Below are 16,515 nucleotides of genomic sequence, written 5' to 3'. Positions count from 1 at the left end.
GTATAAAGTACTTAAGATAAGTTGTTCATAAAGTCATTGTAGTCAAATTCTCTGACTAACTCGATGCTACCGTCCAGTTGACGTATGGCGATAGATGGCATTTTCACACCATTGAACCAATTCTTTTTCACCATGGTATAGCCTGCAGCATCTTGAAAGGAAAGTCGATCGCCTACCTGTAGAGGCTTTTCAAACATGAACTCTCCAAAAATATCCCCTGCTAGGCAAGACTTACCGCATACCATATAGGCATGGTTGCCATCGTTAGGTGCCATCTTGGCATTTTCACGATAAATCAGCAGATCCAGCATGTGCGCTTCGATAGAGCTGTCTACCACGGCGAGGTCTTTGCCGTTATAAAGCGTGTCGAGCACGGTTACTTCAAGGGTGGTGCTATTGGTAATGGCGGCTTCGCCTGGTTCTAGGTAAACCTGAATTTGGTAGTTATCTGCAAAGGCTTTTAGGCGTTGGCAGAATTTATCTAGTGGGTAGTCTTCCCCTGTAAAATGAATACCGCCACCTAGACTGACCCATTCAACCTGCTTAATAAGATGACCGAAACGGCTCTCGATAAGAGTGAGCATTTCATCAAAGCGATCAAAATCGCCATTTTCGCAGTTGTTGTGGAACATAAAGCCAGAAACTTGGTCCATAACTGTGGCGATTTTTTCTGGGTCCCATTCTCCTAATCGGCTAAATGGGCGGGCAGGGTCAGCGATTAAAAATTCGGATGTGCTGACTTGCGGGTTAACGCGAAGACCACGTGTTTTATCGGCACTGACATCATTAAAACGCTGTAATTGACCGATGGAGTTGAAAATGATTTTGTCTGAGTGCTCTAGCACTTCAGCTATTTCATTGTCAGCATAGGCTACGCTGTAGGCGTGAGTTTCCCCTTGAAATTTTTGCTTGCCAAGTTTTACTTCGTATAAAGATGAAGAGGTGGTGCCATCCATATAGTCTTGCATCAGGTCAAATACCGACCAAGTAGCAAAGCATTTTAGCGCCAATAAAGACTTGGCTCCGGACTGTTGGCGCACGTAGGCGATCTTCTCAAGGTTGTTAAGAAGGCTTGCTTTATCAATGAGGTAATAAGGTGTTTGAATCATGGCAACCTGTCCGAATTTTAAAGGCGTGTATTCTAGAGCAAAGCTGGCTAGTTTTTCTAGCGTTAAACATCATTCTAGCGCGCTTTTTATGACACTTTTACGAGGATAAAAGCCCAGTTCTAGATTTGTACTTGAGATATAAAGAAGGATGTCTACAATGCGGCATTCATCACAGACTCCGACTCTTCATACCCATATAAGGAACCCATACACATGCTAACGTTAATTTTAGGGCTAGTATTGTTTTTTGCATTACATTCCATCGGTTTGTTAGCACCAAATTGGCGTCAAGCCTCTATGGCTCGTCACGGCGTGATTCGCTGGCGTGTGCGCTACAGTATGGCTTCATTATTGGCCATTGCTTTTATTATCATGGGCTTTCAAGAAGCTCGGCTTGCGCCTACATGGATTTGGTTTCCACCTCAGTGGACGCGCCATGCTTCGGCACTTCTAATGCTGTTGGCACTGTTTTGTGTCGGTTCAAGTTTTAGCCCTAATTCCACGTTACAATCGAAAATGGGCTACCCACTACTATTAGCGGTGAAGCTATGGGCATTTGCTCACTTATTAAGTAACGGTGCTTTAGCAGAGATTCTCACCTTTGGTAGTTTTCTAATCTGGTCTATCGTCAGTTTTGCCGTGTATCGTCGCCGTGATCGACTAGCGGGTGTCACCTATAAAACCACGGGTTCTGCTTTGGTGCCGAACTTTTTCTCCTTGTCATTTGCCATGATCACTTGGTTTGTTATTGCCTCTTATCTTCACGAAATGGTGTTAGGTGTTTCTCCTCTATTCTAGAAAAATGGAGAAATTTCCATTCTAGATAAGCCTCATTTTTAAAAAGAGTGGGGCTTTTTTGATCGCTTTTAGTGGACTTTCTTGGACGCTCTTAAGCATTTATTGCCATCAGCTGACAGAGCGAAATCAGTGTGTTATCTTGCGCGCCCTCTTTTGAAAACCCATCTATAAAGGTTAATAGACAAATGAATTGCGGCTTTGACTACGGAACATCTAATTGTGCATTAGGGGTAACAGACCCAACAGCAACAGAGACAGGATCTGTTCGTCTTGTGCCATTAGAAAGCCAGCATACCTTTTTACCCTCAACGGTTTATGCCCTAGATCGAGATTTTATAACCGAATATGTGGCTCACTCTATGGAGCAAGGAGAAGCGCGACAACGCTTCGTGGAGGCTCGTCGTCCTGCTTTGATGCGTGCTCAGAGAGCACGCCGTGAAGAAGATTTAGAGGATTCGGACCAAACACTATTTTTTGGGCGTGCAGCCTTCGACGAATATTACCAATGGCCAGAGGATGGCTATTTTGTGAAATCGCCGAAATCCTTTTTAGGAGGCACTGGCCTGCGCAACGAGCATATCGCTTTCTTTGAAGACCTTGTAGCGACCATGATGCTTAATATAAAGCGCAAAGCAGAAGCTCATTTAGGCCACACCCTCACTCATACGGTGATTGGCCGACCGGTAAACTTTCAAGGCGTCGATGCTGAGGTCAGCAACCAACAGGCGCTCGAAATTCTTACGGCGGCAGCGAAGCGAGTGGGCTATAAGGAAGTAGAGTTCTTGTATGAACCCATTGCGGCTGGGCTAGATTTCGAAGCAAAACTGACCGATAACAAAACTGTGCTAGTCGTAGATATTGGTGGTGGTACGACAGACTGTGCCATGGTACGTATGGGGCCAGATTACGCAAACAAGGTTGACCGTCGTGAAGATTTTCTTAGCCATACCGGTGAACGAATTGGTGGTAACGATTTGGATATTCGTATTGCGGGCAAGCACTTGATGCCTTTGTTTGGTATGGATTCGCAATTAAAAACGGGTCTACCCATGCCAACACAAATGTTCTGGAATGCCATCACCACCAATGATGTATCCGCCATTTCTACATTCAACAGTAAAGAAACCAAAAATCAAATAGATCAGCTTCGCCTCGATGCGGCCAACCCTAAGTTAATTGAACGTTTCCTTCGCTTGCGTGCGGAAAAACATAATTATCACCTAGTGCGTAACGCCGAGCAGGCCAAGATTGCCTTGTCCGAGACATTGGATCACACCCTAGCGTTGGACTACATTGAAGCAGAACTGTCGGCTTCAATGACCCGTGAGCAAATAGCGCATTCTATACAGCCACCTTTAGACCGTATGTTGCAACTGATGAATGACGGTATCGCTCAAGCCGGTGAGCAGCCAGACCTTATTTATATTACCGGTGGTTCAGCCAAATCCCCCATCATTCGAGAAGCCATACAGCAGCAGATTGGTGATATTCCCGTGCTTGACGGGGATCACTTTGGTAGCGTCGCGGCGGGGTTAACCGTTTGGTCCTCACGTATTTTTAAGTAAGCACTAAGCGCAACGTCCCCTCATGAAATAAAAAATAGATCTCACTTTTGAGGTCTATTTTTTTGCTTAAAAACTGTCAATTTTAGGGCGCTTAAGGGTTATTGCCTTGCTATGGTGCATAGTTGGAATATCCCTTGCCTTAGCTCTTATTGCTTTATTTTTTTATAACTTATTGTTTTGTAATAATTTTTTAAATAATTTCACACATACTTAAAATTGGTTCAATTGTTGCTGTGTATATTTTTGTTGGTTCAGTCGTTTCATAAAATAAGGGTGCAAAGAGTTATGAAAATCAATTTGAAAAAAGCGTTCGGTGGTTTGGTTGTTGTGTGCTCATCAATATTTACAGCAGGAGTAGCTCAAGCTAATCAGCTTGAAAGTATTATGGATGCTGGGGTGTTAAAAGTGGCTGTGCCACAAGACTTCCCACCATTTGGTTCAGTTGGTACTGATTTTAAGCCGCAAGGCTATGATATCGATATGGCCAAATATTTAGCTAAAGAGCTAGATGTTAAGCTTGAATTGGTTCCTGTAACCAGTGCAAACCGTATTCCATATCTTCAAACACGTAAAGTTGATTTGGTCATTTCAAGCTTGGGTAAAAACCCAACACGAGAAAAAGCCATTGATTTCAGTGATGCCTACGCTCCCTTCTTCCTAGGTGTGTTTGGTTCGAAATCAGAATCAGTTGATTCAGTGGAAGCCCTTAGCGGTAAAACTGTTGCGGTGACTCGTGGTTCCGTTGAGGATCTTGAGTTGAGTAAGCTAGCACCAACAGATTCGGTTATTCAGCGTTACGAAGACAATAACGCAACCTTGTCTGCTTTCTTGTCATCTCAAGTTAGCTTGATTGCTACAGGTAACCTTGTTGTAACCGAGATAGCGACACGTTTTCCAGCCAAAGCGCCAGAAACTAAGTTCTTGCTTAAAAACTCGCCTTGCTACATTGGTGTGATGAAAGGCGACACAGAGTTATTGGCGAAGGTGAATAGCCTGATTGCTAAAGCAAAAACGGCTGGTGTACTTGAAGGTCTTTCTCAGCAATGGTTTAAAGCGCCATTTCCACAAGACCTTTAATACGGCTTAAGACTTAGAGTAGGGATATTAATATGAGCTATAGTCTTGATTTTGCTGGACTGCTTCCATACCTACCTGAGTTCATTAAGGGCTTGAAGATGACGGTTACACTAACCGTCATCTCTACCTTTTTGGGTTTAGTGTTAGGTACTTATTGTGCTATTGGCCGTATGGCTAAATCAAAACTGATACAAGGGATCTGTGCCATTTATATTGAAGTGGTGCGTAATACCCCCTTCATTATTCAGCTATTTTTTATATTTTTTGGTCTTCCTATTCTTGGCTTGAAATTTACAGCTTGGCAAGCAGGTTTGATTGCTTTGGTGTTGAATCTAGGAGCCTATAGTGCAGAAATTATCCGAGCAGGAATTGATGCAACACCTAAAGGTCAGTGGGAAGCAGGCAAAACCCTAGGCTTCAGTCGCTGGCAAGTTTACCACTATATTATTTTACCCCCAGCTTACTTACGAATTTATCCAGCTTTGGTCAGTCAGTGCATTATCGTAATGCTAGGGTCTGCTGTGGTATCGCAGATTTCTGTCGAAGAGCTGACTTTCGCAGCGAATTTTGTTCAATCTCGAAGTTTCTTAAGTTTTGAATCTTATATGTTAACGGCCTTAGTTTATCTGCTCTTGGCTATTTCGATGCGTAAAGTGTTTATGTTGCTGAAGCGCGTGTTATTTAAATCAAGCGTGGCCTAGGAGAAGATTAATGGCTTATTTTTCAGATTGGGACATTTTTAGAAACCTGCTTCTTGCAGCACGCTGGACATTATTACTTTCACTTTGTGCTTTCGTCGGAGGAGGCTTGGTTGGCCTCTTATTGACTCTGCTTAGAAGCATGAAGATTAGTTTGATGAATAAATTGGTGGCTCTTTATGTAGAGCTGTTCCAAGGGATTCCGTTATTAATGCAGTTGTTTTTGACCTTCTTTGGCCTGTCGCTAATAGGCTTTGAGGTCGATGCTTGGACCGCGGCAATTTTATCCTTGACCCTATTCAGTAGTGCATTTTTACATGAAATTTGGCGTGGTTGTATCGACTCTCTACCTAAGGGGCAGTGGGAAGCGTGTCGAACATTGGGTTTCACTTATCTGCAAACAATGAAGGAAGTGATCATTCCCCAGGCCGTAAAAATTGCGATTGCGCCTACTGTTGGTTTTTCTGTACAGATCATCAAAGGGACGGCTCTTGCTTCTATTATCGGCTTTGTCGAACTGACTAAAGCTGGAACTATGTTGAACAATGCAACGTTTCAACCTTTTAAAGTCTTTGCGCTTGTCGCTCTTTTATATTTCTTAATGTGCTTCCCACTTTCGGTCATGGCACGTCATTTGGAGAGAAAAAACAATGTCAGTCGTTAGTGTTGATCAGGTTCACAAATATTATGGTGATAACCATGTACTTAAAGGCATTGACTTAAAAGTTGAGGCCGGTGAAGTGGTTTCAATTATTGGCCGCAGTGGTTCAGGTAAAAGTACCTTGTTACGTTGCATCAATGGGTTGGAAGTGTTCCAAGAAGGTGCGATTGTTGTTGATGAGCAAGCCGTTGAAGATGGCGAGTATAAGTTACGATTACTCAGTCAGAGCGTTGGAATGGTGTTCCAAAACTTTAATCTTTTCCCCCACAAAACGGTGGGCGAGAATGTAATGTTAGCGCCAAAACTGGTATTGAAAAAAAGTGCTGAAGAATGCCGTAAAATAGCCAAAGAGTTGCTTAAAAAAGTTGGCTTGGCGGATAAGTTTGATGCTTATCCGGGTAACCTTTCTGGTGGTCAACAACAACGTGTAGCGATTGCAAGATCCTTAGCTATGTCACCAAAGGTCTTGTTATGTGATGAAATTACCTCAGCTCTAGACCCTGAGCTAGTAGAAGAGGTGCTGAAAGTACTAGAGCAATTAAAAGAAGAAGGAATGACCCTGATTCTTGTTACTCATGAAATGAACTTTGCCCGTAACGTTGGCGATAGGGTGATTTTCATGAATCAAGGGAAAATTTGGGAGAGTGGCCCAAGTGACAAAATATTTGCAAATCCACAGACGGCAGAACTGCAGAGCTTTTTAGCTGCAGTAATATGACTTTTTTCAGTATCATCAGGGGAGTCTAATGGAGAAAATTCTATGCAAAACAATAATAACCCATTAAGTGCTCGTATTACTCAGCATTATTCAAAACTTACGGAAGGAAACCGTAGGTTGGCTGATTATTTGCAACTTAATCCAGATAAAGTCCTGATCTTATCGACTAATGAAATTGCCGAAGCTTGCTCTGTGTCGAAAACCAGTGTGAGTCGCTTTATTCGTAAGTTAGGTTATGACGATCATCTAGCTCTTCGTAACGAGTTGATCGCCGCGCGAGATCAAGGACGACCAATGCTTATTTCACCGGCGGAAGCGTCGGAGTTTCAAAGTGAATTAAGTTCCTTAGAACAGCTTTGGTCACAATTGAGTGAAACGGATTTAGAACCTTTATTAGAGAAAATTGCTCGCGCCAAGCGTATAAAAATTATTGGCTATCGAAACAGCTACCCGTTGGCCATGCATTTTCGCCAGCAACTAATGCAGTGTCGTGGAAGAGTTGATCTGCTGCCATTGCCAGGGCAGAGCATAGGAGAAGATTTAGCCTCTATTGATGAGAAGGATTTTGTCATAGTTATTGGTATACGTCGTCGGGTGAGTCAATTCTCTAAGATGATAGATAAATTAAAAAACAATGAGTGTTTTTTAATTACCGACCAATCCGGTCAAAAATACCTAGATAAAGTAAAACATGTCTTGGTATGCCATATGAACAACAGTCGACCTCTAGATAGCTATGCCGTGCCCATGAGCCTGATCGGCTATTTAGTGAATCAGGTCTATCTGAAATTAGGCAAAGAGGCTTCCTCTTTGAACGACGACATCATTGCGAACTATGCCGCTTTGAATGAAATTGAATAAGCAAGGATAAAGAGAACAAAATGAATCTAGTCAGTAGAATTAAGAAAGAGTGGTTTATAGTGGGCATGGTTCTCGCTATTGTCTTGGCGACCTTTACCTCCGAGCTTGGCCGCTCTGGTGGGTGGCTTAACCTGCAGGTGATTGTCAGTGTGGGCGTCGGGATTGTGTTCTTCTTGCACGGTCTAGGCTTATCGCCCAAGGACATTAAAGCAGGCGTCAAAAACTGGCGTTTGCATATCTTCATTCAACTGGCGACCTTTGCTTTCTATCCACTAATTTGGCTGCTGTTTGATGACGTGTTTTTATCATTAATGCCCAGCGCCTTAGCTTTTGGTTTTTGTTACTTGTTTGTTTTACCCAGTACCATCTCCTCTTCTGTGACCATGACAGGGGTTGCCAAAGGTAACGTTCCCGGAGCCATTTTCAATGCCTCGTTATCAAGTATCTTAGGGGTCTTCATTACGCCATTCTTGATCCAAATTTTCATGAAATTTGAAGGGGTGGAGCTGGACTACATGTCTTCGGTTAAGTCGATTCTGCTGTTGCTTATTCTGCCTATGGTAGTCGGTCAATTAGCCCGTCCTTTCTTATCCGCTTTTGCTAAAAAGCATAAAGCTGTGATTGGTAAGATAGATAAATACGTGATTATTTTGATTGTCTACAACGCCTTTTGTGATTCGATCTTTAACCGTATTTGGAGTGATTTCTCCATTGAAACTTTGGCACTTTCTATCGCTATTTGTGTGGTGGTGTTGTTGTTTGTGGTACACAGTATTCAGTGGTTGGCGAGCCGATCGAAATTCTCTCGTGCAGACGAAGCTGCGGTAGTTTTCTGTGGTACGAAGAAAACCCTAGCGGCAGGGATTCCCATGGCCAAACTAATCTTCGTCGCCGATCCGAACCTTGGCATGATCTTGTTGCCGATTATGTTGTATCACCCAATTCAGATTTTTTACTGTGCAATTTTGGCCAATAAATACGCGGCCAAAGCGACAGCGGCCTAATCACAAGGAGAGTTCCATTGAGCCAAGCAAAAGAGAATGATCTTAGTGTGTTTTGCGCCCAAGGACCCTCTCATATAGCGCCTCAAGCGTCGGGAGTGTTATCTGGGTTGAGCTTTGTTTTTAAAGACCTTTTCGATGTGGAAGGCTTTACGACGGGGGCAGGTAACCCTAAATGGTTAGCCAGTCATAAAGTGGCAACACATACATCTCCCATTATTACTCGTTTGTTAGCCTCTGGCGCAGCATGTAAAGGGCGAGTGCAAACTGATGAGCTGGCTTACAGTTTAAATGGCCAAAATATACATTACGGCACACCGGTTAACCCTAAGGCTCCTGATTGTTTGCCGGGGGGGTCTTCCAGCGGTAGTGTTGTTTGTGTCGCGAATGAGTTGGTGGATTTCTCGATCGGTACCGATACCGGTGGTTCTGTACGAGTGCCCGCCAGCTATTGTGGTATTTATGGCTTACGACCAACCCTTGGCAAAATCGACTTAAGCCATTCTTTTACTCTGTCGGAAAGTTTTGATACCGCCGGAATCTTTGCCCGAGACCTAAAGGTACTCAGTGAGGTGTTTGAACAGCTACAAACTTCGGCAAACGATGAATCATCGACAGCGGCCAAGGCGTTATATCTAGAGTCAAGTTTGGCGAGATTTATGAGCCCAGAACGACTTGAGCAATTCGTACAAAGTTGTGAGCAAGCAAATATCCTCTTGTATAAAACGGATTTCTTAGACGCTAACGGTTTTACTTTCGAGTATCTAAGTCTGTTGTTCCGAACCATCCAAGGATATGAGTTGGTCACCATCCATAAAGATTGGCTAGAAACTTATGGTGAAAGCCTAGACCCCGCCATACTGGCACGGGTTGAATGGTCACAAGGCATTAGCCATGAAGACTATAAACAAGCGAAACAACAGCAAGCGCAATTTACTCGACTCTTGGCAGAGCATATGACTGAGGTGTCAGGTGTGTTGGTATTACCTACTACGCCAGCAGGTCCGCCTAAACTTACCATGGCCGGTGAGGCGCTTGCCGCTTATCGTACTGAGCTTATGGGGCTTACCAGTCTAGCTGGGCTTAGTGGTTTCCCTCAGTTACATATTCCTTTGTCTGGTTTGGCAGAAGGGCCTTGTGGGGTGTCTTTGTTAGGTCTAGCAGACAGTGAACTGACTTTGTTGGCAACAGCGAAACAACTGAATAATAAGGGCGACAAATGACGTATCAAACTTCTTTTACGGCTCCTCACTTCAAAGCCAGTCAAATAGGCCAACAGATTCTTGATGCAGGTGGTACGGCCAGTGAGGCCATGGTCGCCGCCGCCGCTATGATTGCTGTGCAATACCCGCATATGAATGGCCTAGGTGGGGATGGTTTCTGGCTGGTCTGTAAAGCCGGGGAAAAACCTGTCGCCATAGATGCTTGTGGTGCTGCCAGTCACACTATTGATGTACCTTACTATCAGAAAAAATATCAAGATCTGCCTGCCAGTGGTGGAGAATCTGCGATAACCATGGCGGGCACTGTGTCGGGGTGGCAGCAAGCCTTGGCATTAAATAGCAGCGCTTTATCCTTACAATCGTTACTGCAACCTGCGGCCGATGCGGCTCGTAATGGTATTGACGTGACGCAAAGTCTGGTCAATGCCAGTGAAAAGACCTTTAGCCGTTTAGCGCAATCAGAAGCATTTGCAAAAACCTTTTTGCCCGAGGGCAACACCCTAAAATGCCATGATGTGGTTAAGAACCCTGCTCTCGCCGAGACGTTAGAGCGTTTGGCTAAGGTAGGTTTGGATGACTTCTATCGCGGAGAAATCGCCGCCAGCATGGCAAAAGAGCTGGCGGAAGCAGGCAGTCCCATCACTCTTGATGACTTTCAACGTCACACGGCGAAAGTCATGAAGCCTTTAACGGCAAACATTTCTACTGGCCAGTTATACAACTTTGGCGCACCTACTCAAGGGGTGGCCTCGCTGCTCATTTTGGCCATTTATGATCAACTGGTGGCGCAGGCTGACAGTGAATTAGATCACATGCACCTGTTGGTCGAAGCGACCAAACAAGCGTTTATTTTAAGGGACAAAGTCGTCACCGATGAGTCAAATTTGACTGCACCGCTACAAAGTTATTTGAATGAGAAATGGATAAAAGACGCTGCGGCTCGTATTGATATGAGCCAAGCCCAGCCTTGGCCTCACAAGGGCAAGCCTGGCGATACTATTTGGATGGGCGCCTGTGATCAGTACGGCACTATGGTGAGCTTTATTCAGAGTGTTTATTGGGAGTTTGGCTCGGGTGTTATGTTGCCAACCAGTGGCGTGCTGTGGAACATTCGCGGCAAAAGTTTCTCGTTAGACAGCCATCATCACAATGTTTTAGCGGCAGGGAAAAAGCCCTTTCATACTCTAAACCCAGCTTATGCCGAGCTCGCGGATGGTCGTCGTATGGTTTATGGCACCATGGGTGGGGAAGGGCAACCACAAACTCAAGCCTGTCTCTTTAGTCGTTATATTTATCAGCAGTTATCGTTAACGGATGCCGTAGCGAAGCCTCGTTGGCTATTAGGCCGAACTTGGGGAGACAGCACCGACAGTCTTCAAATAGAAGGCGAATTATTTGATCGTGTTAGTCCTACTCTTGATGCTATGGGCCATGAAGTGACGCGAGTCGCCAACAATAATGAGTTGATGGGCCATGCCGGTGCCATTGTACTCAACACGGATCACACTACCTCTGCTACCACGGACCCACGCAGTGATGGGCTAGCAACGAATGGAGAAAATTTATCATGAGCAAACATAATACTTTTGAAACGTTGAATCCTCCGGCTCGTTTATTGATGGGGCCGGGGCCTATCAATGCTTATCCTCGTGTCCATCAGGCCATTTCTGCAGCGTTAATTGGTCAATATGATCCGGCCATGACGGAATATATGAATCAGGTGCAGAGCTTATACCGTGGTGTGTTTGAAACAGAAAATAGCCATACCATGTTGGTGGATGGTACGGCTCGCTCGGGCATTGAAGCTGTGTTTGTTTCGCTTTTACAGCCTGGGGATAAGGTACTGATTCCCGTAATTGGCCGTTTTGGTCATTTGCTTTGTGAGATCGCCACCCGAGTGGGCGCCAAGGTAAAAACCATTGATATTGAATGGGGTGAAGTATGTCCTGCTGAGCGTATAGAAGAGGAAATCAAAACCTTTAATCCTAAACTCGTTGCCAGTGTTCAAGGGGACACTTCCACTACTATGAATCAACCGTTGGCTGAGATTGGTGAGATTTGTCAGCGTCATGGGGTGTTGTTCTATTGTGATGCCACCGCTTCGATCGCGGGGAATACTCTGAAAGTTGATGAATGGCATTTGGATGCGGTTTCTGCAGGACTTCAAAAATGTCTGGGTGGGCCATCTGGTAGTTCTCCGCTAACGTTAAGTGATCGTTGTGCAGAGCTGATTAATCAGCGTAAGCACATAGAAGCAGGTATCAAGTCTGATCATCATACGGCAGGTGAAGGACGGATGATTCAATCGAATTATTTTGACCTTGCCATGATCATGGATTACTGGGGCGCTGAGCGCCTTAACCACCACACAGAAGCCACCAGCATGCTGTATGCGGCCCGTGAATGTGCGCGTATCTTCCTCGAAGAGGGTATCGAAGAGACTGTGGCACGTCACAAGCAAGCGGGTGATGCCATGGCGGCGGGTCTGCAAGCCATGGGGCTGACCTTGTTTGGTAACCAAGCTTATAAGATGAACAATGTAGTGGGCATTTACATTCCAGAAGGCGTCAATGGCGATCTGGTTCGTGCCGAATTGCTCAGTTGCTTTGGTATCGAGATCGGTACTTCTTTCGGGCCTCTACATGGTCAGGTTTGGCGTATTGGCACCATGGGCTTCAATGCTCGTCAAGAGTGTGTACTCAGTACGTTGGCGGCCCTAGAAGCCATTTTATTGAAACACAAAGCTAAAGTAGCGTTAGGACAAGCGGTTCCGGCGGCGATGGCATATTACAGCAAATAATGGGATGTGAGCAGATGAAAGACGCAAGCCGTGCCGCCAAAGTCATGGAACAAGCCGAGGTTTTGGCGACCTTCAGCGACATAGATTATGGCCTAAGTCGCTCCTATTTAACCCTTGAGCACAAAGCGGCGAATGGGCAAATTGCTACTTGGATGCAGCAGGCTGGATTGGAAATTTGGCAGGACAGTGTTGGCAACCAATGGGGACGCAAGGTTGCGAAAGATCCGAGCCTACCGACTCTGTTATTAGGCTCTCATAGCGATACTGTGGTAAATGCGGGTAAATATGACGGCATGCTCGGTGTGCTGTTAGCCATTGAAGCTTTAGACGCTCTCAAAGAAGAGGAATTTCCTTTTCACATTGATGTGGTGGCCTTTGCAGATGAAGAAGGCACGCGTTTTAACACTACCTTAATTGGCTCAAGTGCGGTTTCGGGTGACTTCGACCCTGCTTGGTTAGAGGTGGAAGATGCTAACGGTATTACCATGGCACAAGCGATGGAAACCTTTGGGTTGGACCCCGCATTAGCGGGAAAAGATAACCGTACCCGCGAAGAAATTCTGGCTTACCTTGAGGTGCACATTGAGCAAGGTCCAGTGTTGGAAAATGAAGACCTAGCGGTTGGTGTGGTCACGGGCATTGCCGGAGCTAAGCGTTATCAAGTATCGCTCACTGGTGTCGCCGGTCATGCGGGCACTGTGCCTATGTCGTTACGCCAAGATGCCTTGCCTTGTGCTGCACAAATGATGTTGGCCATTGAAAAATATGCCATGGAAAACGGTGTTGTAGCGACCGTTGGTAAATGCCAAGTTGAGCCCGGGGCGGTGAATGTAATTCCCGGTAAAGTGACCTTTACTATTGATATTCGTAGCCAGGTGCAAAGCCGATTGGAAAACGCGTGCAGTGATGTCTTGGCGTTTTTAGAGGTGATCGCTCTTGAGCGTGCAATCGACTGTAAGGTTAATAAGCTTTATGAAGCCGAAGCTGTGCCTTGCGATGAAGGCTTACAGCAACAATGGGCGAGAGTAGTTGAGCGTCATACTCAAAAAGCGGCTTTGTCTTTGTCGAGTGGTGCTGGACACGATGCCATGATCATCGCCAATATTGCAGACATAGGCATGCTGTTTGTCCGTTGTGAAAAAGGCATCAGTCATAACCCACGAGAGAAGGTGGAAACACCGGATGTGGCGGTGGCGTTAGACTGTTTTGTCAGCATGATTAAAAGTGTCGGCGCTCAATACAAGCCTACTTCCGAGCCTTTGCTCGGTCTTGGTATTGGCGGTAATTCCGCAGGACATTTGGAGCAAACAGGGGAGATCAATGGCTTTGATTCGCCAGCTGAACAAGCGGGACCTCAGGCGATTTTTCCTTTCTATGTGCCGCAGTGCCAAGAAGCCTATTTGGCTTGTAACCCTTATTCGAGCTCTTTGCTCAAACTGCCCCTTAGTGAAGAGGGGATAGAACCTAAAGTTCAAATTGAGCCAGAGTTAGCACTTAAAGTTCGCTTGCAATACGCGGATGATAAGTCGGTCATTGGCTTGTCTCCTTACGCGATGACGCTAGTGAATGATGTGTCGTTCCGTAATGCTAAGGTGACGAAGCTTGCCGAGAAAAAGAACTGGGGCGAGGCCAGTAAAGGCTTGGCTTCTCAAGAAATTGCGCTTGCTAATTTTAGTGAAGAGAGCAGTTTAGAGCACTACCGTATTTGTGGTTTTCTACAACGTGGCGACAAGTGGCAGCCATGCTCTGAAGATGTTTCGGTTGCTGCTTACAGTTATTTTTATGAGTCTTTATTGGATTGGGTGGTGGCGCGTTTTGCCCAGCAGAAAGGCGAAGGTATCTTGCATGATTTACAAGATTTGCTGGCTCAGGCGAGCTATCCAAGTGAGATTTTGTTGTCAGTAGGCGCTGCCAGATACAACGCTTTTGGAGAAGGTCATAACCTGCAAGTAGGGGATAAAACCCTTGTGGCGCTTTATGATAGCTCTAAGCATTCTTATCAGGAGGTGTTTACTTTGATTAGCAGCAATCAAGATTTAGAGGCCTTCTCGACCGAAGATGTGATGTTTTTGCAGCAAACGGTTGTTTAGCTCTTATCTTAGACTCTTGTTTTAACATGGTAGGTTTAGGTTTATTCATAAAAGCTCTCATTGACTGCACCGCGCTCCACGCGCCGGCGCGAACGGTCGCTTAGGCGCAGCCGATGAGAGCTTTTTGATTGCAAAGGAAAAGTCGCTAAGTTCATCAGTGATAATCTTGTGCTTAATTTGCAAAGTTCTTATTGATCGCTAGGACTTCCCGGGCAGTTTTCGGGTTAAGAGATCAAGCCCTCATTGACTGCACCGCGCTCCACGCGCAGGCGCGAACGGTCGCTTAGGCGCAGTCGATGAGAGCTTTCTAGCAAACTCTATTTAGCCCACATCCTTTATTTACCATCCACAATGGGTGCGCTTAGCTACATGTATAGTCTTATTCGTAAAACCCTTATTGACTGCAACGCGCTCCACGCGCAGGCGCGAACGTTCGCTTAGGCGCAGTCAATGAGAGTTTTTTGCAAGGTTTATTCGGCTGGGAGTCACTCCCAGTTTAACAAAAGCTCCTAGAGGCCATCCTTGGCCATTTTGTACAGAAGTCGGGGGTTAGAGTGCTTACTCTGCGGCTTCTTCAGCTACCACTTCATCCGCTTCTTCAAGCGTGTCACTTTCAAGGTTTTCTTCAGGTGCTTGGGTGGCGGCATCTAGAGCTTGTTGTAGGCTTGCTTGTTTATTTTTTGCTGCCGTTAGCTGGGCGTTAAGGTCACCAAGTTGTACTCGTAGATTGTTGATTTTGCTGTCTTTGGCATCTAACGCAAGTTGCTGATTCTCCAACGCAGTTTTGTCATCTTGTTGGGATTGTAGCGCTGTTTCAGCGTCTTCTAGGCTTTGCTTGATAAAGCTAACAATGGCTTTTCCTTGCTCGGTTAGCGTTTGGTCACGGCCATCTTCTGCACCGAGTGCCTCGCTAATTTCCAACAAGATGTTTTCAAGATCAAGAATATAAGTTTCATAATCTTTTGCTGAAGTGCCTTTTAAGTGTTTAACCGCGGTAGCCACTTGCTCAGCATGATCAAGGAAGAAGTAAACCCCTTCTGATTTTGCAACGATTTCTTCAATTGCACGTGGGTCAGTTGCAATAAAGGCTTTGGCAGCAGTGAGGTTGGCGGAAGCTTGTGACAAGCTTTTTGGAGCATGACTGGCAATATCGGCTTGCAGTAGTTTCTGTAGCTGTTCTTCTGCCTCGCCTAGGTAAACCACAGTGGTCACTTTGATAATGAGGGTGTTTTGCTTACTTGTTAAGCTAGGTTGTTTCTCAATAGCCTCGTCTTTGTCACCCTCTGCCAAGCTATCCACTAGAGATTTAAGCTCTTTATCAAGCTCGGTCACGGTTTTAGGGAAGTAGAGGTTGGCATCCAATTCATCCAGATAATGGCGATTGTCGAATGCAGTGGCTAAGGTCGTCATGGCCTCAGTGCGTATAGTCTGCGCTTGATTGTAGTGTTGATTAAACAGCTCAAGGTTTTCATGGGTTGCTTCTAGGTAGGTTTTAGAACTAAAAAAACCTGTACTGTCATTGGCCTTACTCGGGTCGAATTCAAATTCACCGTAGGTCTCTTTGGCAGCCTCTAGAGCTTTATTAGCGGCTTCCATAGAGTCTTCTGCAAACCAAGCAAGCTCATCAAGTTCTGCTTCATTAAGCTGCTCGATTGCGGTGTCCAAGTCAGCTTTTACCAGGGCTATTTGGCTGTTGGTTTCAGATTGAATCGCATCAGCTTGTAACGCATTGCTGGAATCTGGGTTAGAGGCACAGCCAACCAGAGAAAGTGCGGCAAATGTCGTAGCAGTGAGTATGGCTTTATTAGGCTTCATGAAGACTCCGTGTCCAAAGATGGTTGTAAAGAGATTTGCAAAGTAATTTATTGTAAGCAATTAATGTTCCGAGTTGTATGGATTCTTTTTATCGGTGAA

14 protein-coding genes are annotated in these 16,515 nt (G+C 45.3%); 12 read left to right on the top strand and 2 right to left on the bottom strand.

The window, feature by feature from the left end; all coding sequences use genetic code 11:
- Positions 1–11: 11 nt before the first annotated feature.
- The gene (nspC, locus tag ABJF92_RS09370; RefSeq protein ID WP_446815526.1) at positions 12–1,109 is read right to left on the bottom strand and encodes a carboxynorspermidine decarboxylase; all 1,098 of its coding nucleotides are present in this window, start codon (positions 1,107–1,109) and stop codon (positions 12–14) included.
- Between the two features lie 213 nt (positions 1,110–1,322).
- On the opposite strand from nspC, the gene ABJF92_RS09365 reads away from it, so the two are divergent.
- From ABJF92_RS09365 to ABJF92_RS09310, 12 genes are all read left to right on the top strand, one after another.
- Entirely contained in the window at positions 1,323–1,907 is a 585-nt protein-coding gene (locus ABJF92_RS09365; protein WP_446815525.1) for an NnrU family protein, read from the top strand.
- Between the two features lie 185 nt (positions 1,908–2,092).
- Entirely contained in the window at positions 2,093–3,472 is a 1,380-nt protein-coding gene (yegD, locus tag ABJF92_RS09360; RefSeq protein WP_446815524.1) for a molecular chaperone, read from the top strand.
- Positions 3,473–3,757: 285 nt separating this feature from the next.
- Positions 3,758–4,549, top strand: coding sequence for a transporter substrate-binding domain-containing protein (locus ABJF92_RS09355; RefSeq protein ID WP_446815523.1), 792 nt, complete (start codon positions 3,758–3,760; stop codon positions 4,547–4,549).
- Between the two features lie 32 nt (positions 4,550–4,581).
- A complete protein-coding gene (locus tag ABJF92_RS09350) occupies positions 4,582–5,250 on the top strand; it encodes an amino acid ABC transporter permease (protein WP_446815522.1) in 669 nt (222 codons plus the stop codon).
- Positions 5,251–5,260: 10 nt separating this feature from the next.
- Positions 5,261–5,911 (top strand): amino acid ABC transporter permease, encoded by a 651-nt coding sequence (locus tag ABJF92_RS09345; RefSeq protein ID WP_446815521.1) that lies wholly within the window; start codon positions 5,261–5,263, stop codon positions 5,909–5,911.
- Entirely contained in the window at positions 5,898–6,626 is a 729-nt protein-coding gene (locus ABJF92_RS09340; protein ID WP_446815520.1) for an amino acid ABC transporter ATP-binding protein, read from the top strand. The genes ABJF92_RS09345 and ABJF92_RS09340 overlap by 14 nt, the downstream gene beginning before the upstream one ends.
- A 42-nt stretch (positions 6,627–6,668) precedes the next feature.
- A complete protein-coding gene (locus ABJF92_RS09335) occupies positions 6,669–7,487 on the top strand; it encodes a MurR/RpiR family transcriptional regulator (RefSeq protein ID WP_446815519.1) in 819 nt (272 codons plus the stop codon).
- A gap of 20 nt (positions 7,488–7,507) precedes the next feature.
- Positions 7,508–8,491 (top strand): bile acid:sodium symporter family protein, encoded by a 984-nt coding sequence (locus tag ABJF92_RS09330; RefSeq protein WP_446815518.1) that lies wholly within the window; start codon positions 7,508–7,510, stop codon positions 8,489–8,491.
- Between the two features lie 17 nt (positions 8,492–8,508).
- On the top strand, positions 8,509–9,711 hold the full coding sequence (locus ABJF92_RS09325) for an amidase (RefSeq protein WP_446815517.1): 1,203 nt from the start codon (positions 8,509–8,511) through the stop codon (positions 9,709–9,711).
- The gene (locus tag ABJF92_RS09320; protein ID WP_446815516.1) at positions 9,708–11,282 is read left to right on the top strand and encodes a gamma-glutamyltransferase family protein; all 1,575 of its coding nucleotides are present in this window, start codon (positions 9,708–9,710) and stop codon (positions 11,280–11,282) included. Before ABJF92_RS09325 ends, ABJF92_RS09320 begins: the two co-directional genes overlap by 4 nt.
- Entirely contained in the window at positions 11,279–12,511 is a 1,233-nt protein-coding gene (locus ABJF92_RS09315; RefSeq protein ID WP_446815515.1) for a pyridoxal-phosphate-dependent aminotransferase family protein, read from the top strand. Before ABJF92_RS09320 ends, ABJF92_RS09315 begins: the two co-directional genes overlap by 4 nt.
- A 14-nt stretch (positions 12,512–12,525) precedes the next feature.
- The gene (locus ABJF92_RS09310; RefSeq protein ID WP_446815514.1) at positions 12,526–14,601 is read left to right on the top strand and encodes an allantoate amidohydrolase; all 2,076 of its coding nucleotides are present in this window, start codon (positions 12,526–12,528) and stop codon (positions 14,599–14,601) included.
- 558 nt (positions 14,602–15,159) lie between these two features.
- Here ABJF92_RS09310 and ABJF92_RS09305 read toward each other — a convergent pair.
- Positions 15,160–16,416 (bottom strand): hypothetical protein, encoded by a 1,257-nt coding sequence (locus ABJF92_RS09305; RefSeq protein WP_446815513.1) that lies wholly within the window; start codon positions 16,414–16,416, stop codon positions 15,160–15,162.
- Positions 16,417–16,515: the final 99 nt, after the last annotated feature.

The organism is Marinomonas sp. (genome assembly GCF_039940335.1).
GTDB lineage: Bacteria > Pseudomonadota > Gammaproteobacteria > Pseudomonadales > Marinomonadaceae > Marinomonas.
The sequence above is the reverse complement of the archived record's forward strand: the minus strand, read 5'-3'. Positions and strand labels throughout refer to the sequence as shown.

Bases quoted from the DNA above. Each gene is read 5' to 3' on its own strand.
- nspC (WP_446815526.1), bottom strand. From the start codon at position 1,109: ATGATTCAAACACCTTATTACCTCATTGATAAAGCAAGCCTTCTTAAC.
- ABJF92_RS09365 (WP_446815525.1), top strand. From the start codon at position 1,323: ATGCTAACGTTAATTTTAGGGCTAGTATTGTTTTTTGCATTACATTCC.
- yegD (WP_446815524.1), top strand. From the start codon at position 2,093: ATGAATTGCGGCTTTGACTACGGAACATCTAATTGTGCATTAGGGGTA.
- ABJF92_RS09355 (WP_446815523.1), top strand. From the start codon at position 3,758: ATGAAAATCAATTTGAAAAAAGCGTTCGGTGGTTTGGTTGTTGTGTGC.
- ABJF92_RS09350 (WP_446815522.1), top strand. From the start codon at position 4,582: ATGAGCTATAGTCTTGATTTTGCTGGACTGCTTCCATACCTACCTGAG.
- ABJF92_RS09345 (WP_446815521.1), top strand. From the start codon at position 5,261: ATGGCTTATTTTTCAGATTGGGACATTTTTAGAAACCTGCTTCTTGCA.
- ABJF92_RS09340 (WP_446815520.1), top strand. From the start codon at position 5,898: ATGTCAGTCGTTAGTGTTGATCAGGTTCACAAATATTATGGTGATAAC.
- ABJF92_RS09335 (WP_446815519.1), top strand. From the start codon at position 6,669: ATGCAAAACAATAATAACCCATTAAGTGCTCGTATTACTCAGCATTAT.
- ABJF92_RS09330 (WP_446815518.1), top strand. From the start codon at position 7,508: ATGAATCTAGTCAGTAGAATTAAGAAAGAGTGGTTTATAGTGGGCATG.
- ABJF92_RS09320 (WP_446815516.1), top strand. From the start codon at position 9,708: ATGACGTATCAAACTTCTTTTACGGCTCCTCACTTCAAAGCCAGTCAA.
- ABJF92_RS09315 (WP_446815515.1), top strand. From the start codon at position 11,279: ATGAGCAAACATAATACTTTTGAAACGTTGAATCCTCCGGCTCGTTTA.
- ABJF92_RS09310 (WP_446815514.1), top strand. From the start codon at position 12,526: ATGAAAGACGCAAGCCGTGCCGCCAAAGTCATGGAACAAGCCGAGGTT.
- ABJF92_RS09305 (WP_446815513.1), bottom strand. From the start codon at position 16,416: ATGAAGCCTAATAAAGCCATACTCACTGCTACGACATTTGCCGCACTT.